Below are 21,660 nucleotides of genomic sequence, written 5' to 3' on the forward strand. Positions count from 1 at the left end.
CGCTATCCGGCCTGTCCTGTCCTGCTCGATGGAAAGGGGTTCACACCTCGCGATCCCACCTCGCCACCGCACAGCAAGATAGGTGCCGGGCAGGACGTCGCCATCCCCGGCCCGGCAGTGCCCTGACAGGCGTTATCACGCACGGTGTTCACAACCACCTACTGCGTGAACGGTCGATTCCGGGGGGTATTGGCTTCGTGACCGTCGGCACCTACATTGAGTAGGACATCACGAACTTCCGGTGACGGGGAGCATGGGGCAGTTGGCGCAGCGGTCTGGCTTCAGGTCGGCCTTCGGCGTAGGTGAGTTCCGTGCGCTGTGGGCGGCAGAAGCGCTTTCCCAGATCGGAGACCAGCTCGCCCGGGTCGCACTGTCCGTGCTCGTCTACGCCAGGACGAACTCGGCCGTGCTGGCCGCACTCACCCTCGCGTTGAGCTTCACCCCGTCGTTCCTCGGCTCGGCGCTGCTCTCCGGCCTGGCCGACCGGTATCCACGGCGTGAGGTCATGATCGTCTGTGACCTGATCTCCGCGTCGCTGGTGATCGTGATGTCGATCAGCGGGATGCCGATCGCGATCGTCTGCCTGGCGATGGCCGGGGTCGCCCTGGTGGGCGGCCCGTTCAAATCCGCCCGGCTCGCGCTGTTGCCCGAAGTGCTGTCCGGCGAGACGTATGTCGCCGGTCTCGCGGTGCGCAGCATCACGATTCAAACGGCCCAGCTGCTGGGGTTCCTGCTCGGCGGGATCGTCGTCGCGCTGATCAATCCATACCTCGCACTCGCCGTCGACGCCCTCACGTTCCTCGTTTCCGCGGCGCTTGTCCGGCTATTCGTGCCATATCGCCCCGCGCCGCAACAAATCAGTCAGCGCCGGACTTTCTGGGCATCCACCGTGCATGGCGCCCGCATCATCGCGGGCATTCCGGGATTGCGTGCGCTGTACGTTCTGACCATGCTCGCCGGTTTCTACATCGGACCGGAGGGCCTCGCCGCGCCGTGGGCCGCGGAGCTCGGCGAGTCGACGAAGGTGGTCGGCCTGCTGATGGGCGCGCCCGCGGCCGGCCTGATCATCGGGACCTGGCTCTACACCAAACTGATCAGCCCGGAGCTGCGGCTACAGCTGATCGGGCCGCTGGCCACCATGGCCGGGCTGATGCTGATCTTCTGCGCGTTCGAGCCCGGGTTGTGGACCTCGCTGATGTTCCTGCTGCTGAGCGGTGTCTTCACCGCGTATCAGGTACAGATCGGGGCCACGTTCGCCACGTCCGCACCCGCCGACAGCCGGGCGCAGGTCATGGGCCTGCTCAACTCGGGTGTCCTGACCGCACAAGGGCTCGGCGTCCTGCTCGCCGGATTCCTCGCCGAGGAGATCGGCGTCGCACACACGGTTGCTGTCGCAGGGGCGATCGGAGTGGTGATCGCACTCCCTGCGGCGGCGACCTGGAGCAGGGCCACCGCCGCCCGGGAAACTGCAGCCGGATAATAATTCCGGCAGCCGCCGGACAGAAGTATCAGAACTCGATCGAGCGCATGATCGGTACCTCTCTCACAGCATTTGGTACGGCTCTAAGAGTGTAGCGTGAAGGCGTCGGTGTTCCAGTGGTTGAACGGGGTGGAAAGTTGAGCAGGGCCGCAGGCACAGGCGCCCACAGTGCCCATCCCCGCAAATGGGCGTTGTGGCGGCAACCGCGTGCAATGGTCTGGTACTTCCTGGTAATCGAAACGGCCGCCGTCGGAATGGTCGCGTTCTTCGCTGTGCGTGACGAACTGACCTTCTACGACTGGCGCCAGTTCACCTTGATCATCAGTCTGGCGATCCTGCAGGCCGAGGTCAGCCGCAAGATCGAGAAGGCCCGGCGGCTGATCACCAAGGCACCGCACGTCAACATGACCTCGGTGTGGGTTTTCGCAGGTGCCACCGTACTTCCGCCGGTCCTGGCCGGCGTGCTGTCCATCCTTGTCTACCTGCACCTGTGGCTGCGGATCTGGCGCAAGATCGGCAACCGGCCTATCTACCGTGTGGCATTCTCCGCAGCGATTGTCGTACTCAGCGCATACGCCACGATGGGCGTTCAGCAAGGCGATGCTTTGTTGCAGCGTGTGACCGGCCTGAATAACGCAACAGCAACGGCAATTGCGGTTGTTCTCGCCGCGTTCACATATTTGTTGGTGAACAGCACCCTGGTCGCGGTGGCGACCAAGTTGTACGGCCAGCCGACCAGACTCGTACTTTCACTGGCCGACTACGCGCTGGAGATCGCGACCCTCTGTCTCGGTGCCCTGGCCGCCCTGGCGCTGGTGACCACGAGCTATCTGGTGGTCCTCGTCCTGCCGCCGTTGCTCGTGCTGCACCGGGCAGTGCTGGTCAAACAGTTGGAGGAACTCGCGGTCACCGACCAGAAGACCGGTCTGCTCAACGCGACGGCGTGGCATGAGGGCGCGAAGAACGAGCTGTCACGAGCTGCCCGGTACAGCGACACCTTCGGTGTGCTGATGGTCGACCTCGACCACTTCAAGCGGGTCAACGACACCTACGGCCACCTGGCCGGCGACGAGGTGCTCAAGTCGATCGCCCGGCTGCTGAAGGACGAGATCCGGGACTACGACTCGGCCGGTCGCTTCGGCGGCGAGGAGTTCGCCGTGCTCATCCCGAGTTCGTCCGCCGACCAGGTGGTCGCGACCGCGGAACGGCTGCGCCAGCGGGTGACCGAACTGGTGATCATCGCGCCGACCGAGAACGGCGAGACGGTGATCTCCGGGCTGAGCGCGTCGATCGGCGTCGCGATCTACCCCAACAGCGGAACAACCCTGGAACAGCTCATGCTGACCGCCGACTCGGCCGTCTACACCGCGAAGTCCAACGGCCGCAACCAGGTCGTCACGCTGTCGACATAGCGCTGCGGTTGCGGCCGGCATCCTTGGCTTCATACAGGGCAAGATCGGCCGCGTGCAGCAGGTCGTCCAGCGTGCTGTTCCCGTCATCGCGGGCCGAGATCCCGATCGACACCGAACAGTCCATAGTGGACCTCGGAGCGTTTTCGGCGACCCGGCGGCGGATCCGCTCGGCGATGGCCATGGCGTCCGTCGCCGTGGTCGCGGGCAGGAATACCACGAACTCGTCGCCGCCGTAGCGTCCGACGACATCGCTTGCCCGGACTTCTGCTTTCAGGGTGCCGGCGACCGCGCGCAGGACCTCGTCCCCGACAAGGTGGCCGTACTCGTCGTTGACCCGCTTGAAGTGATCGATATCGATCATCAGCAGGCCGGCGGACGGGCTGCGCCTGGTCAGCGCCATGGTCACCGACTCCGCCCAGGCGTCCGCCTTCAGCAAGCCTGTCTTGCCGTCCGCCCGCGCCTTCTCACGCAGATGCCGGATGAGCACGCTGCGGTGCAGAACCAATGTGATCGCCGTGATCAGCAGCACGGCTATCGGCCAGTCCACGACCGCCCATGCCATCAGCACACCCAGCCCGATGGTCGCCGCTTCCAGCGCGTAGTCGCCGGGCTCGGCCAGCGCCTCCCGCAGGCGGGCGCCGGGCATGGTGCTGAGTACCGCGGTCGTGATCAGCACGGTGTTGATCAACAGGAACAGACAGCCCGCGGCGACCACCACCGCGAAACCGGTCGGACTCCTGGTCGTGTCCGCGAAACTCTGGTGCCCCGCCTCTGCCAGGAACAGGTACGCCGCCTGCCCTGAGAGCACGGTCGCCGACACACTGAAAACCTGGCGATAAACAATTCTCCGGCCGACCCGGAACCACAGCGCGGTATAGCAGGTGACGATCACTATCGCGGCGAGTCCCGGATGCAACAACAGAACCGCGGCAAAGGTCCACACCGAGTTCGCATCCAGATGTGGTGTGCTCGTCCGTACGCGCGGTTCCCGTTCAATGGGACGCGACGCCTCCGTATAGAGCACGACGCCGATCATCAACATCCCGAAAACGAACCAGTTGGCCTGGTCGATCGGAGTCCATGCGAACGAATAAGCGACTCCCCCGGCCGCGATCAGATCGACTGCCAGCACATAGCCGATCAGTGATCTCCCCACGTCCCACAGCTGCCACCGGCTGACTTGTTCCGTCAGCCGGATCGATCGATTACGCCGAAACCCTCCAAAGCCGATCATCTGACACTCCCCCCGGTAGTACTAAAAAAGTAACCGGGTATACACAATTTGTCACGCCGGTATCCGAGCGACCCACATGCAAAGTTGATCAGAGCGTCACGACGACAATGGTTGCGCCTGCCGGGCCCGATGCCAGGCGAGTGCCGCAGGAACTGCTGAGACCACTCCGGCGGCGGCTATCCCGGCGACCGTGAGCGAAGCCGATCCGGCGACAGCGACCAGTACCGCACCCGTCAACAGGCCGATTCCCTGTACGGCGATCAGTCCCGCACCGGCGAGGCCGAATGCCTGTCCGCGTTCGGCGTCCGGAACCAGTCGCATGAACGTCGCCGCGGCGGTGATCTGATAGGCGGCACAGGCGCCGGAAATGATCAGCAGCGCCATTGTGATGATCAGTCCGGGCTTGAACGCATATCCGAGCAACGGCACGATCGCGAACAAAGCCAGCAGCCCGACCAGACGCAGCCGGAGATCCGCAGGCACCCAGCGCGACCAGATCGAGGCGCCGATCACGATCCCTGCCGGGTGCGCTGCCAGCAGAAACCCCGCGGTGACCGGACCGCCGCCGATCTCCGCGGCGTACGGCACAGCGAGTCCTTCCGGGACAATGACAAATCCGGCGAGCCACGCGAGCGTGACCAATGATCGCAATCTCGGATCCCGCCAGATAGTGCGGACCCCGGCTTTCAGCCGGTGCAGCGCGGGCTCGTTCCGCTCGGTGGTCCCCGCCGCCTGCCGTGGCCGGACACCGAATCGGATGATCAAAGCGGAGATCGCGAAACTGATCGCGTTCACCGCCAGCGCCCGGTGCGCGCCGAGCAGGCCGATCATCACACCGCCGCCCGCAAAACCGATCAACTGCCCGGCCTGGCCGCTCACCTGGCGAATGGACTGACCGATCTCATATCGATCATCAGTCAGCACATTCGGCAGTATCGCGGCCTGTGCCGCGGTGAATGGCGCGTTCAGCAACTGCACCGCGACCACAAGCGCGGCCAATACGGCCAAAGGGGTACCTGGAATGGCCATCAGGGCGACAAGCACTGCCCTGCTGACGTCCGCTGTCACCATCACCGCACGTCGCGGATAGCGATCCGCGAGGCCGCCGAGCAATGGCCCGGCAATGAGATCAGGCAGGTAGGTCAGCGCATACGTCAACGCGGGCAGGGAGGCGGAATTCGTGCGCTCGAAAACAAGGACGGACAAGGCGATCCTGGCGAGTTGATCACCGAAGACGGACTGCAGTTCGGCCAGCCAGATCGCCCGGAACTCCCCGACCGCGAGTGTGCCGCGAAACGTCGCAGCAACCACAGGTATCCCTTCGTTTCGCGTCACCGCAAACCCGAACACCAGGCACGGTACTCGTCATGAGCACGATTCGCCGTCGACCGGCCGACATAAATCAATGTCGCAAACAGATGCCCGCCGGATAGTCTCACGGAATGCTCCCCTTGGACCAAGAGGTCGACAGGATCACGGCCGAGATCGGATTCGCCGGTGTGGTGTCGGTCGACCGCGGCGGGCGAATCGAATTCGCCAGGGCGTACGGCCTGGCCCATCGCGGCCGGGACATCGCCAACACCATGGACACCAGGTTCGCGATCGCCAGCGGCACCAAGGGACTGACCGCGCTCACCGTGATGAGCCTGATCGAGGAAGGCAGGTTGTCGCTGTCGACCACGGCCAGGTCGATCCTCGGGGACGATCTCCCGCTCATCGACGACGCTGTGACCGTGGAACACCTGCTGGGGCACCGTTCCGGGATCGGCGACTTCCTCGACGAGGACGACGTCGACCACGACATCGCCGCCTACATGCTCCCTGCGCCACCTCAGGACCTCGCTGACACCGAGCAGTACCTCCCGGCGCTCGACGGACATCCGCACAAGTTCGCGCCAGGAACCGGCTTCTCGTACTGCAATGGCGGATACGTGGTGCTGGCGCTGATCGCGGAACGGGTGACCGGAATCGAGTTCCATTCGCTGGTACGTCAACGGGTCTGCGTCCCGGCCGGGATGGACTCGACCGAGTTCCTGCGCAGCGACGAGCCGTGCTCCCGGACCGCGCTCGGCTACATGAAAATCGACGGCAGCTGGCGGACCAACGTCTTCCACCTACCGGTACGCGGCAGCGGTGACGGCGGGATCTACTCGACCACAGGCGACTTCACCAGGTTCTGGGCGGCGTTGTACGCGGGGAAGATCGTTTCATCGGTTGATTTGATGACCCAGCGGCACAGCGAGTCCCCTCAGGACAAGTCGCACTACGGCCTCGGATTCTGGCTGCCCACGGGGAAGAACACCGTGATGCTCGAGGGCTACGACGCGGGTGTGTCCTTCCGCAGCACCTACACCCCGGCCTCGCAGTTGACGTACACCGTGATCTCCAACAGTTCGGAGGGTGCATGGCCGATCACGCGGCGGCTGTCGGAGATCCTCGACTAGAGGTGCGGAAACGGGTCGATCGGCACGAGATTGGTGATCTCCGCGTCGGCCGCCCGGACCACGGAGACGTACTCGTCGTCGATCTCCAGCAACAGCGGGCCGATCGTGACTGTCGGGGATAACGACCCGTACAGCTCGACTGGCCCGAGCTTCGTGTGCCTCGGATATGTTGCCCACACGGCAGATGGCCGGTTCCGCCGGAACCAGCGGCAGCTCAGCAGGGTGACCGTGGTGTCGGTGACCGCGATGATGAAGTCCGAGCGGCACTGCGCCAACGACGTCGCCGGGAAGACGTAGTGCAGCCCGTCACCCTCGGGCAGAAACGCACGGCATCTCGCGCGAACAACGGCTGACAAGGGCATTCGTAATCCCCTCCATCTCCTCCGGCACCAGTGTCCGCTCACCGGTCCCGCTCACTCAAGCCCCCATTTGTGCAGGTCAGCATTTATGAGCGGATTTCACGAAAGCCGCCCGTCAATGCGCAGCTCTCCGGCTTTGACCGCGTCTGGCCTGTTCACAGGGCTGGCACAGCCGACAGTCACGCGATGCATAACGCGCGGAGCCGCATCTGGTTACGGTCCACCAAACCCGAGCTCCGCTCGCGTTCCAATGCCGAAGTGCGGGCGTGAAAAGGGGCCGTACCCGGCTTCGGTACGGCCCCAGTAGATCTACTATTGCTCAGTTCCGGTTGATGGTGAACGTTGTCGTGGTGTTCTTGATGTCCTGGTGGTTGTTGCTCAGCCTCAGGTTGGTGAACGTGACCGAGCCGACCGCCGGGCCCTGGTCGGGCTCGGGCAGTTCGTTGGCCCACAGGCCGAATCCGGACTTCGCCTCGAACTGGTCACCTGAGGGCCGCGCACCGCTGATCGACACGTTGGTCAGCAGCGAATCGGTGATGGGATTCTCCGGCCGGCCGCCGACATACCTGGTCTGGAACATGATCCCGCTGTAGGTCGGATCGACGATGTCCACATCGGACACACGGATCGCCCGGTAGAGCGTGCTGGCCGAGAACATCCAGATCGCGCCGAAGGTCTGCTGGCCCCAGAAGTGGCCACCGGCCCGCACCAGCGAGATGTTCTGGAAGTTCGTCGGCCCCGGCCCGAAGTCCTCCATCGGGTAGCCGAAGTTCAGCGAGCTGATAGTGACACCCGAGTAGGTCAGTGTGTCGGCGATGTACATGTTGCGGAAGGTGTTGTTCTGCCCGCCGTACACAGCCAGGCCTGCGGCACGCCAGGTCGTCAGGGAGGTCAGGTTCTCGTACACGTTGCCGCTCTGACCGCTGCCGCCCAGGTCGGTCGCTGCGAAGAGAGCGAAGCTGTCGTCACCGGTCGACCTGGCTTCGACGTTGGTGACGCGGTTGTTCTTGCTGCCATTGGTCATGTTCACGCCGTCGGCCCACATGTCCCGGATGCGCGAGTTGGAGATCGTGACGTTCTGCACCTTCGCACCCCAGAACAGGCACACCATGTGCTCCGACCAGACGTTGTCGATGGTCAGGCCGTTCACACCGTCGGCGTCGAACACCTTGCCCGGCCCGTCGGCCCGGATGACGTAGTTGCCGAAGTAGGCGAACCCTTCGAACTTCGAACTGCCGGCCGCGGCTTCCACCCGGAACCCGATGTCGGTGCCCTCCTGGCCGGTGGGCGCGACGAACCTGGTGAACCATGGCCCGGCGCCGACCACGTGCACCGGCTTGCCGTACACCTGGAACTTGCCGCCGGTCTGGTAGTCGCCGGTTGGCAGATACACGCCAACCAGGGCGCCGGTGGTGTCCATCCGAACGCGGTCGAGGGCGTTCTGCACGTCCTGGTGGGAGAACCCGGACGGCACGGCGTACTTCGCCGGATCAGGGTTTCCCGCCACCGTGGCCTGCTCGAAGTTGACGAAGTCGATGGCGTAGGTGCTTGTGTTGGACGCCGTCTTCTGCAGGCGAATCTTGCTGCCGGCCTGCACAGTCGTGCCGAGCAGGACGCTGGCCTCGTCGTAGATGTGGCGTGGACCTCCGGCACCTGGCGAGTTGCCTGGGCCGGCCTCGTTGCCGTAGAGCCACGAATACCTTGAGGTCAGGGTGATGGACTTGAGGAATGTGCCGTCGACGAAGATGTCCAAAGTGGAATTTATGCCACCGCCGCCCGGTGCGTCCGGGATCGAGAACCGGGTGACCAAGGTGTTGGTCGGCCGCCGCGCGGTGAATTCCACCGAGGCACCAGTGCTGTTCAGCGTAACCGCCCGACGGCCGGACGCCTCACCGGCAAGGTCACCAATTGTCCTGTTGGGACCGACAATCGATGCGCCTCCTGCGACTACACCAGTCTCAGCTTCGTAGTGGTCGTATGGCATGTTCGCGCCACGCCCGACGAACAGGGATTGCGTACTGGTGTTGTTGCCCTGCTTGACAGGCAACTCGTTGCCGTCATTGGCGATGACAGTCCGGATGGTGTACCGGCCGTTGGCCGCCGTCCAGGTGCCGAGAGCCACGGGTGCCGTCATGGCACCTGCGGCGATCACGCCATTGTGTGCACCGCTGAGGTTGGCCACGACGGCACCCGTGTCTGCGTTCACCACCTGCAAGGTGACGTTGTGTGCGCCGCCTGCCGAGTCGACCGTGCCCTGGTTCTTGATGGCGACCGAGAAGCTGACGGCATTGCCCGGCGAGGGATTGTCCGGCGTCCAGCCGACCGGCGACGCAATCAGGTCCGAAGTAGACACCGGGTTGACGGTGAGCGAGGACGTGAGGGTGTTGTTGGCTTCGTTCTGTTCGAGGACCCGGTTGGTCTCGTCGACCTTTGCGATCAGCTGGTACGAACCCGCTGTCTGGGCGCCGATGTTCGCCGACACCGTCGCGGACGCACCAACCGCCAGCGCACCCACCTGCGCGGTACCGACCTTGGTCGTGCCGAGGTAGAAGTTCAGATCAGTGGCACCGGCCGCGGCCACGCCGGCGTTACGCACCACGGCGCTTGCCGTGATCGAGTCCGTCTCCACCGGCGATGCCGGGGTCCACGACGAACTCGTGATCGTCAGGTCCGGGTTCGGCGCTGCGACCCCGATGACCTGGAACTCTGCCGCCTGACCACCGCCCGCACCCGAGTTCGCGGTAATCCGCAGCTGCACGTCCGCGACACGTGCCGCGACCGGGATCGTGACGGAATTGCCTGTCGCAGGGTCGAATTGGTATGTCGTCGGCGGGATCAGACTCGTCAGCCCGGTGGCGCTCTGCTCGCGGCCGAGCACCTGGATGGTCTGCGTCCGCGGGCCCCAGATCGTCGCCGGGTTCAGCCTGATCACAACGGAAGTCGTGTCCACATTGGCACCCAGCTGGACAGTCAGGGTGTTCGGATAGGCCGCGCCCTCCCAGTATGTGTTCACGTCGTTGTCGTTGGCATTGGTCGCGACGAAGTTCTGCATGGTCGAGGACGCGGTGATCGGCTTGCCAACCGCTTGGTTCGTCCCTCCGTTGCCGTTTCCGTTGCGGGTAACGCTGTTGCTGTTCGGTGACTGGTTGCCTGCCGCGTCTTTTGCCCGCACGAAGTACGTGATCGTGGCACTGTCCGGCTGGTTGTCGGTGAAGGACGTGGCCGTCACAGTCGTTCGCAGCACGTTGTTCGCGTAGACGTCGTAGCCGGTGACACCGACGTTGTCGGTCGACGCGTTCCAGGTCAGGTTGATCTGGCCCGATCCCGGCTGGGTGAAGGCGAGGTTCGATGGCGCGGTCGGCGGCTGGTTGTCGCCGGTGTCCGGGCCGTAGACCTCGAACTCCGCGACCTGCCCAGCCGGCCAGCCAGTGTTCGCGGTGAAGTTCAGCCGCAGATAACGGGTGGTCATCGCGGTGTAGTTGATCGTCACGGTATTGCTCGTGGCCGGATTGAACTGATAGCCGGTCGAGGCGACGATGTCGCTGAACGTGCTTGCACTCGCGCTTGCCTGTACCGACAAGGTTTGCGTGCGTGCACCCCAGTTGGCGACGGGCAGCTTCAGCACGATCCGGGTAGTGCTGATCGACGCGCCAAGATCGACCTGCAGCCACTGCGGGAAGGCGTTGTTCGTGCTTTCCCAGTACGTGTCCTGATTCGAGTCGTTGCTGTTGCCCGGTCCGTACCCACCGGCCGAGCCGCTCGCTGTCATCGTCTTACCCAGAGCCAGGTTCGGCCCGGCCAAGATCGTCGCAACGGCTTCGATCTCGGCAAGCTGCCCTGCGTCAGCACCGGTGTTCGCAGTGATCTCAACCCGGATGTGCCGCGTCACGGTGGCACCGAACGGAATGCGGACAGTGTTGTTGTCGCGCGGATCGAACCGGTAGCTCCGGGAGGCGACGATGGTCGAGAACCCGCTGCCCTGCACGGACAGCGTCTGGGTCCGTGCCTCCCACTTCGCGGGCAGTTTCAGCACGACACCGGAGATATTGCTGGGCCGGCCAAGATCGATCTGGGCCGCGCTCCCGCCTTGCCAGACCGAGTTCTGATCACCGTCGTTGACCGTGGCGGCGTCACTGCTGACGCTCGCGATGGCCGTGGCAGGCAGTCCTGCCATCAGTAGGACGAACGTGACTAAAGCGGCAAAAATCCGGGATGTGGTCATGTCTGACAGACCTCTCGTCCGGGGCAGGGTTCAACGAGAAGGTTGAATCTTCCGACCATGCAACATCGATTTTTCGGCCGGTTGTCGGTTTTTTGCGGTCAGAGGTCCAAGCGTTACAGATGCCCTACAGCCACGTCAATGCCCAGTTATCTTGCGCGTCAGGGCATCAGGCCACGCAGGCGCACACCCGCCGTGACCACCTGGAACCCTTGCCCAGTCAGGACGATGTCGGCGCTCTGCCCCTTGACCAGGTCGCCGATCTGCTCGCCGTGATAGACCACGGCGCCCACCCGCAACGCGACCTCGTACTTGCCCCCGCCGCCGCGCGCCTCAGTGAAGAAGTCCCCCACACGGATCGGCCCCTTGTAGCACCGCCCGCTCAACCAGATCCCGTTGCCGTCCAGCCGCGCGCCCCCACCAAGATCGGCGAACTCGATCTTGCGCATCTCCGCCTCCACGAGTCCGCCACCGATGGTGAACCCGTGCATGCTCCCCTGCGAAAACCACCTGGATCAAGGCCCCTGACCTTGATATTTCCGATCTGTGACATTTGCCCGGCGCGCCCGGAACACCCCACCCCAACCGCCCAGCCGCCACGTGGCCCAGTCACATCCACCAGACGCCCGCCGCAACACCCTCAGGACAAGAGAACACCCCAAAGTCCCGCCCCGCAGAATGCGAACAATTCAAGCAAAAATGACAATGACATCAATCCGTGCCACTGCGACCAAGTTCAATACCACCGACAGTATGCACCTGAATAATGGTGCCATTCGGATTGCCGAAGACGGTATTGGTGACGCCTCCCATAACGGCAATCTCGTCCAGCAAGTTCGACAAGTTATCGGTCACCCGCCTGAGCCCATCAGCATCGCCGGCCCCATGCTCCCGAACCCAGTTCACCCCAGCACGCAGGTCACTCACAACATCCGCGAACTCCCGCCGACCGCCCATCCCCAGCTCCTGACTCACAGGTACTCCCCCAAAAGAACGACCACCAAACCCTACCACCCCCAACACAATTCCCCCAGAAAAACCCCACTCCAACTGGCCCACCCAATCAACAACCAACACCATGCCGCTCCACAAACCACGACGAACCGCAAACAAAAGAGCTGGTGAAGACAAAACACCCAGCGCTGGGTGGTGAGAAGCACGCACCGTGGGGGCCTGGAGGCTCGGCCCCCAGAAACGAAGCGAGGCGACCACGCGAAGGTGCAAAGCACCGAGCATGGTCGCCCCGGAGACGAGCCGCCTAAGGGAATCGAACCCTTGACCTACGCATTACGAGTGCCGGAAGGGTGCTGACCGGTAGTCCCGGTTAGTGACAGCTGATACCCGTTGATGCAGGTCAGACGATTCCCAGGTGCCCCACCGTCCCGGTGTCAACCCGCTGCTCCCAGAGCATCCGGGCACCCATCGGACACCCAGAGAGATCACCAAGACCACAACAAGATCGAGTCTTGGGAGATCCTCATGAGCAACACCCCGTCCATCCCCAGCGAGCCAGCCGACGTCACCTACTCGCGCCGCGACAACATCGACCGGTGCGCCGACATCCGGGAGCACGTCGAGGACCTCTCGTACTACCTCGCCCGGTGGGCCGAGCGGGAAACCTCCGGAAACTTTACCGGTAGCAGTAAAGTTCGCCGGGCCGCCAACGAGGCGATGGACGCGACCGACGCGGCCCTTCGTGACCTGCACCGGGTGCGGGCGACGCTGGTCGGCGAGATCCGCCAGAGCGACGACGCCAACACCGCACGCCTGGACGCCCTGCTCGCTGACCGGCGGGCCGAGTGATGACCAGGGCGCTGGGCAGACCCGCTTTCAATCCGGCGCCGAGATTCAAAGGAATCAGCCGGTGCCCTGCATTCTCAGCCCGGTCGTGCCGCGACTCCATCGCCCGCGCATTCCGGGTGATGTTCGGCCGGTCGGAGCCCTACCCGCTGTGGGTCCACTTCACTATCACCGCGATGTTCACGGCGGCGCCGCTCATGGTGCTTGTCGTCGCTACTCGCATACCTTGAGCACGCCGCTCGGGCAGAAGGTTGGGTGTTTGTACCTACCTCCTGCCCGAGGGACGCCCTGACCTGTGCGCGATGTGCACGATGACGGTTCATGGCCGCGCTCGAGGCCATGGGCGTCCGACGGCAGCGGCTCGGACAACGACGCCTCCGGCGAAGTTCTTCCGCGGCGGGACGAAGAAGCTCTCGGACGCTCTCGATCTGGCGAGGCGACGGCGGCGGCCAGTTCGCGACGATCTGGCGGACGTACTCCTCGATCGTCATGCAGTCACCGGCCGGTTAGGACCGCCGCCACGTACCTGCTGCACATAGGAATCGGCGATGCGCCACTGCTGGCCGAACTTCGTCGCAGGGATCTCACCGTTGCGGAGCAGCTCGCGGACGCAGTCTGCGGACAAGCCGACCATCTCGGCGAATTCGGCAGCAGACCAAGCGATCCGCGGAAGTTCGGCGCGCTGCTCAAGTCGCCGAGCCCGCGCTTCACACCGGGCATCTCCCGCCGTATTCGCGCTCCGCCCATCGCCACTTCCAGCTGACCGGTGCTCAGGGATCATGCCGCCACCATCTCGGGAACGTCGAGCATGCAGTTTGCTCAGCTTGATGCGCACGGGCGCTAACAGCAGCGCGAGAGCGTCACGCTGCTCTGCGGACAGGGGCGGGGCTTTCGCCAGATTCGCGGTCACGTACTCGTCGATCGTCATGCCGTGCCCTGCTTCCGACGTGCACGAGCCAGTGACGACTTCAGGGCCATCCTGGTCATGTGCGCTTTCCTGAGGTTTTCAGCGCGCTTAGCCCGCTCGGCCGGCGACAGCACGCCCTCCGGGTCGGCTTCGTGCTCGAACTTGTCGGCAAGCCCACGACGCGCCGGCTCCATCGCCGCGGCACGGTCGACGGTGTTCGCCCATCGGATGTGTGCAGCGATGCTGGCGCGCATGCGGCGCTGCTCGGGAGTCATGCGTCACCTCGTAGCTCGCCAGCGGCCTGAACCAGCGCGTGCCCCAAGATCTCCAGCACCGAGGCGAGACGCCCCAAGTCCAGCGCGACCACCGGGCCAGCCTCGTGCACGGCGTGCACAGTGGGCTCTGGTGAACCGGCCTGCTCCCGCATCCAACGGACAGGCACCCTATAGATGCGCCCGAACTTCACGGCAGGGATGGCTCCGGCATGGATCAGGTCCAGGACAGACTCATAGTTCATGCGGCAGGCGACCGCGACTTCGCGAGGCGTGTAGAAAGCCTCGTCGAGTTCGGCCGATACGTGCTTGTTCATATGTCGCCCCTTCGCGCCGGGGCGAGGAGCCGGTCAATCTCCTCGATCGGGATGACGAGGTACCGGCCGAGCCGCACCGCGCCGAGTTGACCGTTCTCGATCAGGCGACGGACCGAGCGGGTGGGAATGCCGAGCAGTTCGGATGCTTGTTGGGTGTTGACGGACTTCGGAGTCAACGCCATCGGCTCAACCGCCAGCGGTTGGACAATAGGGGAAGTACGCCTTGCTGGCGTGGCTTTCTCACGTCGGAATCCATGCCGGTTCTCGTTCCAGGCGCTGATCTTTGCCTGATGCGGGCCGTCGCGAAGATCAGCGCGAGGCGTTCCCGCTGCCGCTCGGACAGCGGTGGTGCTTTCGCGACGAGCGCGTCGACGTACTCGTCGATCGTCATAGGAGGAGGCATCGTGTGCCGCTTTGGAGTCATGCGTCACCGCGCTCGCCGTCGGTTGATGCCGAGCTCCTGGCACCCACACGCTGCGATCGAGCTGCGCCCTTCGATCCACGCGTCCACCGACTTCTCCTTGAAGGACCAGCGGCCTTTACGGCTCGGCTGGTGACCATGCAGTTCGCCGAGCTCGGCAGCTCGAAGGATGGTCACTGTGTGGCGTCCGGCTCGAGCCGCCACCTGCTTGGTGTTCAGCCATTCGTTGTCGGACCACCGTGGAGGCTGGGGTTGCGAAGAGGCAGGTTCAGGTTGTGGTTGCGGCAGTACTTGCACGCTGGTTTGGTCGCCTTCGTCATCGGCGGTCAGTAGGCGACCGAGCTCAGCGAGGATTGCCTCGGCCAGCAGACGGGTGGCCTGGGGAACGTACTCGTCGGTCATGCCGAGGCCTCGCCCCGTTCCCGCAGTACACCAGCGGCCTGCACCATCGCGGTACCAAGGATCTCCAGCACCGACGCCAACGGGCCGTAGTCCGGCGCCGGGACCGGGGCAGGATCGGGAACGACGTGCAGCACGCGGTCGGCGCCGCGCTTCTCCTGCACCCACCAGGCGGGGACCTTGTAGAGACGACCGAACTTCTCGTGGGGATGGCCCCGGCCTTGATCTGCGCGAGGACGTGCTGGTAGTGCATGCCGGTGATCCGCGCGACTTCCCGCGGCGTGTAGAACGCCTGGTCCAATGTAGACGTTACCGAGCTCATGCCGTCCGCCTCTGGGCCTGGGCAAGGATGCGGTCGATTTCCTCGATCGGGATCACCCGGTACCGGCCGAGCTTGATGGCGGACAACTCGCCGATACGGATCAGCCGACTAACCGAGTTCCGGGGGATACCGAGCATCTCGGCGGCCCGCTTGGTGTTGACGGACTTCGGATCCGCAGTCGTCGTCTTGGTGGGAGCTTCCTTCACGACAACTTCTTGATTCCGTTGTGCCCAGGTCTGCGCGGCGGCTTCACGCCTCCGTTGTGGACGGTCGTGGACTTCGGCCCGAACCTCACGGATGGCCGTCAGTAGGTGGCCGAGTTCGGCCAGGATCGCTCTGGCCAGCAGCCGAGTGGCCGCCGGGATGTCCTCGTCGCTCACGTGGAGGTCTTACCACCACACCACAAGGGAATCAGCCCCGCTGACTGGTGCAAACTCGACAATGGCCAGCAACCGCCAGATCGCGCCCATTGAAGCGGCGGTCGGCCCGGTTGAGCTACGTTCAGCCACCCGACCCGATGGCATCAAGCACCCTGTTGAGCAGCGACCGCGCCTCATCACCCTCGACTGCGACAGACCACAACTCGTTGGTGATCCTGCGGTATAGCTCCACATCGTCGTGATCAACAGTCGCCAACTCGGTGTGGTTGATCTCGATCTGGACTTCATCGTCGAGGATGATGAAACCGTGCATGGTGATCGCGGGGAGCACGGTGTCGACCGGAATGACGCCGATGCGCACGTTCGGTAGAGCGGACAAGGTGATCAGCCGGTCGATCTGCGCCCGAAGCACCGGCGCAGAACACAGCGGGTAGCGCAGTGCGGTTTCAGCCACCAAGATCTCGATCTGTTTGCTCGGGTCGTACAGGACGTCCTGGCGCCGGATCCGAGCACGGACCGCCTCGTCGGTATCGGCGGGCGTCTGGTGGAGTTTCGCCGCCATGGCGAACAGTTGCCGGGCGTACTCCGCAGTCTGGACCAACCCGGGCACCAGGTAGAACTCGACCATCGTGATCCGTGTGGCCGTTTGTTCCGCGGTTGCATGCTCTCGTTGCCGAGGTGCGTGGCCGGTGCGCAGTTGCCGCTTCCAACTGTTCCGAGCGAGACGCAACTCCAGCAGTTCGTCGTGAAGCTCGAGCGCCACATCCTCCGGAGCCTCAACCGCGGTCAGCCAAGCGGCCAGGTCGGAGTCAGAGGGCAACGTGGCACCAGTCTCGACTCGGCTGACCTTCGAGGCCATCCACCCGAGACGGCCGGCGAAGTCCTTGCCTGTCCTGAAGCCTGACTTCTCGCGCAGGCGGCGGAGCCTGCCACCGAAGGCCAGCAGCCGCTTGTCGGTGCTCACGTCCCCCTCTTGAGTGCTCGTCACCTCACGTACTCGGAATGAAGCACCGCATGTGGCCACACCCGGTCACGCAACTGTCGGTGCTGGTCTACCACGTCCCCGTCATCGATCACCTCAACCCCGGTCAGCAACGCGTCCGCGTCGAAATGCAGGATGGCGAGCCGGCTGTCATCGAACAGGTAGAAGTCGTATGTCGGCATTCCAAGCTCGCGGGCTCGGCTCTCGGTGATCCACCGAATGTCCTCGCCCGCTTCGATGTTCCGCGTGGTCGTGTCCAGCATCCATCGGATGTAGTCCGTCGGCGGTTCTGGTTGCATTCTGACTCGCTCGAAGGGGATGCCGGCCTGGGTGAGGGTCCGGATGTAGGTCACCCATGCGCGGTCAGCTTCGTCTTCCACCTCAGGTTCGCCGCGGAGCCATCGCTCCAGTGCGGCGCGGTCGACCTCGTAATACCCCTGGCATTCCCAACGCCAGGATCTGCGCGTGACCGTGTTGAACAGCGCAGTCAGCCCGTCGTGCGGGTCGACCCACATTCGAGTCACGCCGTGTCCTTGGACCTACCGAAGAGCCGTGCGACACGGTTGCGCCACGTCGCCTTCGGGAAGTAGGGGAGCAGACTCCTGGGGATCTCAACGGCTGTCTCGTGAGCGGGAAGACCTCGCTTGCGGAGTTCGGCGAGTGCCTCTTCGTCGGTGACCTTTGAGCCCTGAACGATGATCGAGTCGCGGTCGGATAGGTACACGGACACGCCCAATCGGGTGCTCTTCTGCAAGATTCTATCGATTCTATTGATTGCGTGTCCCGTTGGGTTCACGCTGTTGCTCGTTCGAAGGCGCGCACTGGAGAGGCAGCGAGATGAGCACGCGGCCGGTCACGGAAGCGCCGGGCAGTGGCCCCCTAGTCATGCTCGCCGAGGCCAACGACACTGGAATGGTCACCGTCTACGTCCCCAACGGGACGGCGTGGGTGACGTCGGCAACCGCTGAGCGGTTGGCGACAGCGTTGACCTTCGCGGCTCGTGCGACCCGGGGGCGACGGTGACCTGGTTCGGCAGCCCCGCCTACATTCTCACGGCCGTCACCGTGTTAGCGGCCGTGAGCGTCACCGACTGGTGGCTTCTGCGGACTGGCCGGATCGAACGTCGACACCACCGTGTGCCGCACCGCAAGCTCCGGGACGCCGCTCGGAGAAGGCTCGCGACCGGGTCCCCCGCACCTCGCACTGCGCCGGTCGCGGGCCCTGACTCCCGGGCTGTCTCGCCTCCTCCCCCCTCGGCGAGAACGGCTCGGGATCCACAGGGGGAACAGCCCGCGACCGCACCCCCAGCACACTCCGCGGTCGCGGGCCCCAAGCCGGCGGCTGGTGTCGTGCCCCGACGCGACACCAGCCGCCGTCCACCCCGGACACTCATCATGATCAACTGGTGGCGTGATGGCCTGGCGGCGATGCGGCTGCGGATGCGCCACCTGGCACCACTGCCTGGACGGTGACACTGTTGCCTGCTCCCACCGTGCGCTCGGGCTGAGCGTCGAGACCGTCCTCTGGGTCGTCAATCCCGCCGAGCGATGCAGAACCTGCCTCCTGGCTGCCGACAAGGTGGCAACCGCCCGCGTCCGCAGCCAGCTCGCCGCCAGCCAGGCCACCATGGTCGCCTGGATGGACGCGGGGATACGGGCGCTCGAGCAGGGCATCACCGATGAGCGGCAGATCGGGGACATGCTTTACGAGGGTGGCGCGGTCTGGGCAGGCGAGTCGTGAGCGCGCGGGCCCGCCACGCACGGCGCCTGTCGTCGATCCTGTGCAGGGAAAGCGGTGTGTTCGTCCGAGTCCAGTACTTCCAGCAGGTGCGCCGGTACGGCGTGCACTGGACCGGCGGCCCCCACGCGACCGAGATGTACGCGTGGGCCATCCAGCACGCCGACGAGATCCACGCGCTGGACGTGCACAGCCTCGATTGGCTCCGGACCGAACCCGCCCAGCGCACCGTCACCGGCGAGGTCGAGGAGCCATGAACGGCCAGGCGCTGCAAACCGTGTTGATGGGGATCGCCGACAAGCTGACCCAGCCGGACACAGTCACGCAGGCGGCGAGGACGTTCACAGCACTGTTGAGCGGGATGGACGACCCGCGAGCGTCGGAAGTGGCCGGGATGCTCAGTGAGCACGCGAAGCAGGCGGACGCGTTCGAAGCCAGCGCGGAGCGGTCACGAGCCGCGGTGCAGCAGCTGGCAGCGTCCCTGCTGGATGCCAGGTGACCAGCGTCGTGGCATGGCTCCATGAGTTCGAGCGCTTGTACATCGCGGCTGGCCTGCCGCCGATCCGGCTCCACGACCTCCGGCACATCGCGGCGACGCTGATGCTGGCCGCAGGGATCGACATGAAGATCGTGCAGGAAACGTTGGGGCACAGCGCCCTGGCAGTCACATCCGACACGTACACCACCGTGCTGCCGCAGATCGCCCGTGCCGCGGCCGAGGCGGTCGTCGCGATCGTGCCCCGTCGGGCACCCACGAAAACAGCCGGGCACCCTACGGGCACCCAAGAGATCAACTCGACCGGAGGAGTGAGCGCTGACTCCCCCGTGAAAAACGAAACACCGCAGGTAGACCGGGGTCTCTCTGCGGTGTGACGTGGAGCCGCCTAAGGGAATCGAACCCTTGACCTACGCATTACGAGGACTCGGGAGCACCGTCCGGGCGGGTTCGATCCAGTTCGTTGTCCCTGGTCACTGCCACAACAGGAACAGTAGGGGGTGGTTCGGACGGGGCCGGACTGAGACGGAAACTGAGACGGACCCGTCGCTTGGGGCCTCGCGCGCGATGTGTCGGCGAATGAGTCCACACCGTGGCCCCCGAACCAGCCCGATACCGGGGGCTCAGGGAGGCGCGGCAACGGCACTCATCCGGCTCATTCCGCTCATCCGTGCAGGTCAACGTCGCCTCATCCGTGAATGAGGCAACTCATTCTGGACCGACTGACCTCATCCCGCGCGGGGAGCGCCGCACGGCCGACGAGGCGTGCTGGTCTAGCAGTCCCGGGCTGGGTAGCAGTCGGCAACCGCTAGACCTAGCACCCCGCGCTAGCGGCTGGCACGCGCGTTGACCAGCGCGCTAGCGACTAGCGGACGAAACTACGGCTGGACCATCGGGGGCGAACCTCGGGCACCTACCCTCGCCCCTCGTGTCTACCTTGCCCGCTTGGGTAGCCCTCTCCCTCTACTCAGGTAGACCCCTGTGACATGGGTCGTGACCAGCGCGGTAGTGGGTAGACGCTCGTCAAGGGGCCCAGCTCGACAGAGCCATTTCCCGGCCCGGGCGCAGGATGGCCCGCTGACGGTCGCTGAGCGCCCGCGCCGGTGCGTCCATCGCTCGCAGCGCCAGTAGGCGTATTTTTGCCCTCGTACCAGTCGACGCATTTGTGCCCGACGTAGCCGGTCTGTCCGGAGTTGGTTATCACCTTAACCCACCAATTACCAGGCTTCTCTCCCCAAACGCAATAATAGGTGCCGCTAACTGTTTCGATGCAGGCAGCCGACAATGATTCGCCGGAACTGAGGTAAGCAATGGTGTTGCTGTCAGCGTTTGGTTGGTCCTTGATTGCAGTCCGGCTCAGGCCCGCCCGTGTTTTGACGTAGCAGCGCTTGGCGATGCCAGGGGTCGAGTTGGTAATGCCGTCTGGAGTGGGTTCCTCATTCTGCGCGGACGCCGCTCCGGCTGGTACTTGAACTCCCAGGACCAGTGCGATTCCAGCAGCGATCGCCAGCAAAATAAAGCGGATTCGATTCATCGCTTGTTTCCTTCAAATGCACCTTTGGGTAGCTGGATATTTTGTTCGTTCCTTACTTCGAACATGTACTATCGTATAATCGCGAAGTACTTGCTGGGAGGGGCCATACTTGACCACAAGACGTCAACGGCGCGTATTTCACGTTGCCCGCCAGATAGGGAGCCCAATGGCGAGACCACGCCAATGTCGACAATGAGTCAGACGTGCCGCTGACGAACCTTCAGCGGCGCATCTCAGGGCGTGATCGCTGGCCCCCTCATTTGTCCCCCTGCCGGGTCGTGATCTTGCCGAGGACGGCCGCTAACGAGGGTCGGCGAGCAAATCCACACCAGGCGAGTCCAGATAGGCGCTCTACGACCATCTCAGGGCGTGCCCGCGCGCACTGTCTTTACGCGGGGGACGTGGCGCCCTGCATAAAGATCGACAAAACCTGGTAACATTACGTGTTCCGGTGCGCCGATGCAGAAGGGTTAGCCGTGAAGTTATACATGTTTCGCAAGTTTCAGTATAGATGGCTACCTGCATCTTACTCGAAATGGCACATTCAACGCTTCGATGTTGTTCCACCTAGATACATTGCTCTCTGTGGCGCAATGACCGGACCGCTTCAAGTTGAAGCACGCTCAGCAGACAGTCCGGAACAATTAGAAATAATGTATAAGCGTGTCCACCCCTGGCAATGTATGCGATGCGTTGCAAAGCTGCAAGATTAGACAGGCGGGTGCTCTACGACCATCTTAGGGCGTGCCCCGCACTCTCTCTGTTCTAGCCGCTTTTTCGTCCATCACTCCACCGAGGGGACCTGCCGAATCCGGCGCAGATCATTTAGGTATTCGCGCGCCTCCGGTTCACTCTCATATTGACTATGGAGAACCTTCTCCAGATCTTGCGAAACCATGGCTAGTGACGGCAATGACTTACGGTCGCCGTTCAACGCCCGACTGC

26 protein-coding genes are annotated in these 21,660 nt (G+C 64.1%); 9 read left to right on the forward strand and 17 right to left on the reverse strand.

All coding sequences use genetic code 11. From position 1 onward, the window contains the following. The first annotated feature begins 262 nt into the window (after window positions 1–262). The gene (locus tag JOF56_RS08695; protein WP_209636216.1) at window positions 263–1,480 is read left to right on the forward strand and encodes an MFS transporter; all 1,218 of its coding nucleotides are present in this window, start codon (window positions 263–265) and stop codon (window positions 1,478–1,480) included. A 137-nt stretch (window positions 1,481–1,617) separates the two neighbouring features. Further along, window positions 1,618–2,892 (forward strand): GGDEF domain-containing protein, encoded by a 1,275-nt coding sequence (locus JOF56_RS08700; protein WP_245378200.1) that lies wholly within the window; start codon window positions 1,618–1,620, stop codon window positions 2,890–2,892. Here the strand turns inward: JOF56_RS08700 and JOF56_RS08705 are convergent. Together JOF56_RS08705 and JOF56_RS08710 are read right to left on the reverse strand one after the other, a co-directional pair. Further along, window positions 2,876–4,126, reverse strand: a complete 1,251-nt coding sequence (locus tag JOF56_RS08705; protein ID WP_245378201.1) for a GGDEF domain-containing protein — start codon at window positions 4,124–4,126, stop codon at window positions 2,876–2,878. The genes JOF56_RS08700 and JOF56_RS08705 overlap by 17 nt on opposite strands. A 96-nt stretch (window positions 4,127–4,222) precedes the next feature. Next, the gene (locus tag JOF56_RS08710) at window positions 4,223–5,437 is read right to left on the reverse strand and encodes an MFS transporter (protein ID WP_209636218.1); all 1,215 of its coding nucleotides are present in this window, start codon (window positions 5,435–5,437) and stop codon (window positions 4,223–4,225) included. A 131-nt stretch (window positions 5,438–5,568) separates the two neighbouring features. On the opposite strand from JOF56_RS08710, the gene JOF56_RS08715 reads away from it, so the two are divergent. Continuing rightward, on the forward strand, window positions 5,569–6,570 hold the full coding sequence (locus JOF56_RS08715; protein ID WP_209636220.1) for a serine hydrolase domain-containing protein: 1,002 nt from the start codon (window positions 5,569–5,571) through the stop codon (window positions 6,568–6,570). On the opposite strand, the gene JOF56_RS08720 is transcribed toward JOF56_RS08715, so the two are convergent. The 4 genes from JOF56_RS08720 to JOF56_RS08735 all read right to left on the reverse strand — a co-directional run bounded on the left by JOF56_RS08720 (window position 6,567) and on the right by JOF56_RS08735 (window position 12,312). Then, window positions 6,567–6,932 (reverse strand): hypothetical protein, encoded by a 366-nt coding sequence (locus tag JOF56_RS08720; protein ID WP_209636221.1) that lies wholly within the window; start codon window positions 6,930–6,932, stop codon window positions 6,567–6,569. The two genes, JOF56_RS08715 and JOF56_RS08720, sit on opposite strands and share 4 nt — an antisense overlap. A 316-nt stretch (window positions 6,933–7,248) precedes the next feature. Beyond that, window positions 7,249–11,103, reverse strand: coding sequence for a discoidin domain-containing protein (locus JOF56_RS08725; RefSeq protein ID WP_209636223.1), 3,855 nt, complete (start codon window positions 11,101–11,103; stop codon window positions 7,249–7,251). Window positions 11,104–11,309: 206 nt separating this feature from the next. Continuing rightward, window positions 11,310–11,639: a hypothetical protein gene (locus JOF56_RS08730; protein WP_209636225.1), complete on the reverse strand. Its 330-nt coding sequence runs from the start codon at window positions 11,637–11,639 to the stop codon at window positions 11,310–11,312. A gap of 220 nt (window positions 11,640–11,859) precedes the next feature. Then, entirely contained in the window at window positions 11,860–12,312 is a 453-nt protein-coding gene (locus tag JOF56_RS08735; protein WP_209636227.1) for a hypothetical protein, read from the reverse strand. Window positions 12,313–12,627: 315 nt separating this feature from the next. Between JOF56_RS08735 and JOF56_RS08740 the strand changes: the two genes are divergently transcribed. Continuing rightward, on the forward strand, window positions 12,628–12,951 hold the full coding sequence (locus JOF56_RS08740) for a hypothetical protein (RefSeq protein ID WP_209636229.1): 324 nt from the start codon (window positions 12,628–12,630) through the stop codon (window positions 12,949–12,951). A gap of 484 nt (window positions 12,952–13,435) precedes the next feature. Here the strand turns inward: JOF56_RS08740 and JOF56_RS08745 are convergent, their stop codons facing one another. The 11 genes from JOF56_RS08745 to JOF56_RS08795 form a co-directional block, all read right to left on the reverse strand. Further along, entirely contained in the window at window positions 13,436–13,729 is a 294-nt protein-coding gene (locus JOF56_RS08745; RefSeq protein ID WP_372447848.1) for a helix-turn-helix domain-containing protein, read from the reverse strand. A 143-nt stretch (window positions 13,730–13,872) separates the two neighbouring features. Further along, on the reverse strand, window positions 13,873–14,130 hold the full coding sequence (locus JOF56_RS08750; RefSeq protein ID WP_209636233.1) for a hypothetical protein: 258 nt from the start codon (window positions 14,128–14,130) through the stop codon (window positions 13,873–13,875). After that, a complete protein-coding gene (locus JOF56_RS08755) occupies window positions 14,127–14,444 on the reverse strand; it encodes a helix-turn-helix domain-containing protein (RefSeq protein ID WP_209636235.1) in 318 nt (105 codons plus the stop codon). The genes JOF56_RS08750 and JOF56_RS08755 overlap by 4 nt, the downstream gene beginning before the upstream one ends. Next, window positions 14,441–14,626 carry a helix-turn-helix domain-containing protein gene (locus JOF56_RS08760; protein ID WP_209636238.1) on the reverse strand — a complete coding sequence of 62 codons (186 nt, stop codon included), beginning with the start codon at window positions 14,624–14,626 and terminating at the stop codon, window positions 14,441–14,443. Before JOF56_RS08760 ends, JOF56_RS08755 begins: the two co-directional genes overlap by 4 nt. After that, window positions 14,617–14,835 (reverse strand): hypothetical protein, encoded by a 219-nt coding sequence (locus JOF56_RS08765; protein ID WP_209636239.1) that lies wholly within the window; start codon window positions 14,833–14,835, stop codon window positions 14,617–14,619. Before JOF56_RS08765 ends, JOF56_RS08760 begins: the two co-directional genes overlap by 10 nt. A gap of 36 nt (window positions 14,836–14,871) precedes the next feature. Then, window positions 14,872–15,267 (reverse strand): helix-turn-helix domain-containing protein, encoded by a 396-nt coding sequence (locus JOF56_RS08770; protein WP_209636240.1) that lies wholly within the window; start codon window positions 15,265–15,267, stop codon window positions 14,872–14,874. After that, the gene (locus JOF56_RS08775) at window positions 15,264–15,428 is read right to left on the reverse strand and encodes a hypothetical protein (RefSeq protein WP_209636241.1); all 165 of its coding nucleotides are present in this window, start codon (window positions 15,426–15,428) and stop codon (window positions 15,264–15,266) included. The genes JOF56_RS08770 and JOF56_RS08775 overlap by 4 nt, the downstream gene beginning before the upstream one ends. A gap of 154 nt (window positions 15,429–15,582) precedes the next feature. Then, a complete protein-coding gene (locus JOF56_RS59460) occupies window positions 15,583–15,966 on the reverse strand; it encodes a helix-turn-helix domain-containing protein (RefSeq protein WP_209636242.1) in 384 nt (127 codons plus the stop codon). Between the two features lie 121 nt (window positions 15,967–16,087). Beyond that, a complete protein-coding gene (locus tag JOF56_RS08785) occupies window positions 16,088–16,930 on the reverse strand; it encodes a helix-turn-helix domain-containing protein (RefSeq protein WP_209636243.1) in 843 nt (280 codons plus the stop codon). 20 nt (window positions 16,931–16,950) lie between these two features. Continuing rightward, entirely contained in the window at window positions 16,951–17,463 is a 513-nt protein-coding gene (locus tag JOF56_RS08790; protein WP_209648103.1) for a DUF6879 family protein, read from the reverse strand. 5 nt (window positions 17,464–17,468) lie between these two features. After that, entirely contained in the window at window positions 17,469–17,678 is a 210-nt protein-coding gene (locus JOF56_RS08795; protein ID WP_245378202.1) for a hypothetical protein, read from the reverse strand. A 107-nt stretch (window positions 17,679–17,785) separates the two neighbouring features. Here JOF56_RS08795 and JOF56_RS08800 point away from each other — a divergent pair, with 107 nt between their 5' ends. The 5 genes from JOF56_RS08800 (at window position 17,786) to JOF56_RS08820 (ending at window position 19,558) form a co-directional block, all read left to right on the forward strand. After that, window positions 17,786–17,971, forward strand: a complete 186-nt coding sequence (locus JOF56_RS08800) for a hypothetical protein (protein ID WP_209636244.1) — start codon at window positions 17,786–17,788, stop codon at window positions 17,969–17,971. Window positions 17,972–18,361: 390 nt separating this feature from the next. Then, entirely contained in the window at window positions 18,362–18,688 is a 327-nt protein-coding gene (locus tag JOF56_RS08805; protein WP_209636245.1) for a hypothetical protein, read from the forward strand. After that, the gene (locus tag JOF56_RS08810; protein ID WP_209636247.1) at window positions 18,685–18,942 is read left to right on the forward strand and encodes a hypothetical protein; all 258 of its coding nucleotides are present in this window, start codon (window positions 18,685–18,687) and stop codon (window positions 18,940–18,942) included. The genes JOF56_RS08805 and JOF56_RS08810 overlap by 4 nt, the downstream gene beginning before the upstream one ends. Continuing rightward, window positions 18,939–19,184 (forward strand): hypothetical protein, encoded by a 246-nt coding sequence (locus tag JOF56_RS08815; RefSeq protein WP_209636249.1) that lies wholly within the window; start codon window positions 18,939–18,941, stop codon window positions 19,182–19,184. Before JOF56_RS08810 ends, JOF56_RS08815 begins: the two co-directional genes overlap by 4 nt. After that, a complete protein-coding gene (locus tag JOF56_RS08820) occupies window positions 19,181–19,558 on the forward strand; it encodes a tyrosine-type recombinase/integrase (protein ID WP_209636251.1) in 378 nt (125 codons plus the stop codon). The genes JOF56_RS08815 and JOF56_RS08820 overlap by 4 nt, the downstream gene beginning before the upstream one ends. Window positions 19,559–21,660: the final 2,102 nt, after the last annotated feature.

The sequence above is a fragment of the Kibdelosporangium banguiense genome, assembly GCF_017876405.1.
Taxonomy (GTDB): Bacteria; Actinomycetota; Actinomycetes; order Mycobacteriales; family Pseudonocardiaceae; genus Kibdelosporangium; species Kibdelosporangium banguiense.

Coding starts and splice junctions, on each gene's coding strand:
- JOF56_RS08705 (WP_245378201.1), bottom strand. CDS start 4,126: ATGATCGGCTTTGGAGGGTTTCGGCGTAATCGATCGATCCGGCTGACG.
- JOF56_RS08715 (WP_209636220.1), top strand. CDS start 5,569: ATGCTCCCCTTGGACCAAGAGGTCGACAGGATCACGGCCGAGATCGGA.
- JOF56_RS08720 (WP_209636221.1), bottom strand. CDS start 6,932: ATGCCCTTGTCAGCCGTTGTTCGCGCGAGATGCCGTGCGTTTCTGCCC.
- JOF56_RS08725 (WP_209636223.1), bottom strand. CDS start 11,103: ATGGCAGGACTGCCTGCCACGGCCATCGCGAGCGTCAGCAGTGACGCC.
- JOF56_RS08730 (WP_209636225.1), bottom strand. CDS start 11,639: ATGCACGGGTTCACCATCGGTGGCGGACTCGTGGAGGCGGAGATGCGC.
- JOF56_RS08740 (WP_209636229.1), top strand. CDS start 12,628: ATGAGCAACACCCCGTCCATCCCCAGCGAGCCAGCCGACGTCACCTAC.
- JOF56_RS08745 (WP_372447848.1), bottom strand. CDS start 13,729: ATGATCCCTGAGCACCGGTCAGCTGGAAGTGGCGATGGGCGGAGCGCG.
- JOF56_RS08750 (WP_209636233.1), bottom strand. CDS start 14,130: ATGACTCCCGAGCAGCGCCGCATGCGCGCCAGCATCGCTGCACACATC.
- JOF56_RS08755 (WP_209636235.1), bottom strand. CDS start 14,444: ATGAACAAGCACGTATCGGCCGAACTCGACGAGGCTTTCTACACGCCT.
- JOF56_RS08760 (WP_209636238.1), bottom strand. CDS start 14,626: ATGGCGTTGACTCCGAAGTCCGTCAACACCCAACAAGCATCCGAACTG.
- JOF56_RS08765 (WP_209636239.1), bottom strand. CDS start 14,835: ATGACGATCGACGAGTACGTCGACGCGCTCGTCGCGAAAGCACCACCG.
- JOF56_RS08770 (WP_209636240.1), bottom strand. CDS start 15,267: ATGACCGACGAGTACGTTCCCCAGGCCACCCGTCTGCTGGCCGAGGCA.
- JOF56_RS08790 (WP_209648103.1), bottom strand. CDS start 17,463: ATGTGGGTCGACCCGCACGACGGGCTGACTGCGCTGTTCAACACGGTC.
- JOF56_RS08800 (WP_209636244.1), top strand. CDS start 17,786: ATGAGCACGCGGCCGGTCACGGAAGCGCCGGGCAGTGGCCCCCTAGTC.
- JOF56_RS08805 (WP_209636245.1), top strand. CDS start 18,362: ATGGCCTGGCGGCGATGCGGCTGCGGATGCGCCACCTGGCACCACTGC.
- JOF56_RS08815 (WP_209636249.1), top strand. CDS start 18,939: ATGAACGGCCAGGCGCTGCAAACCGTGTTGATGGGGATCGCCGACAAG.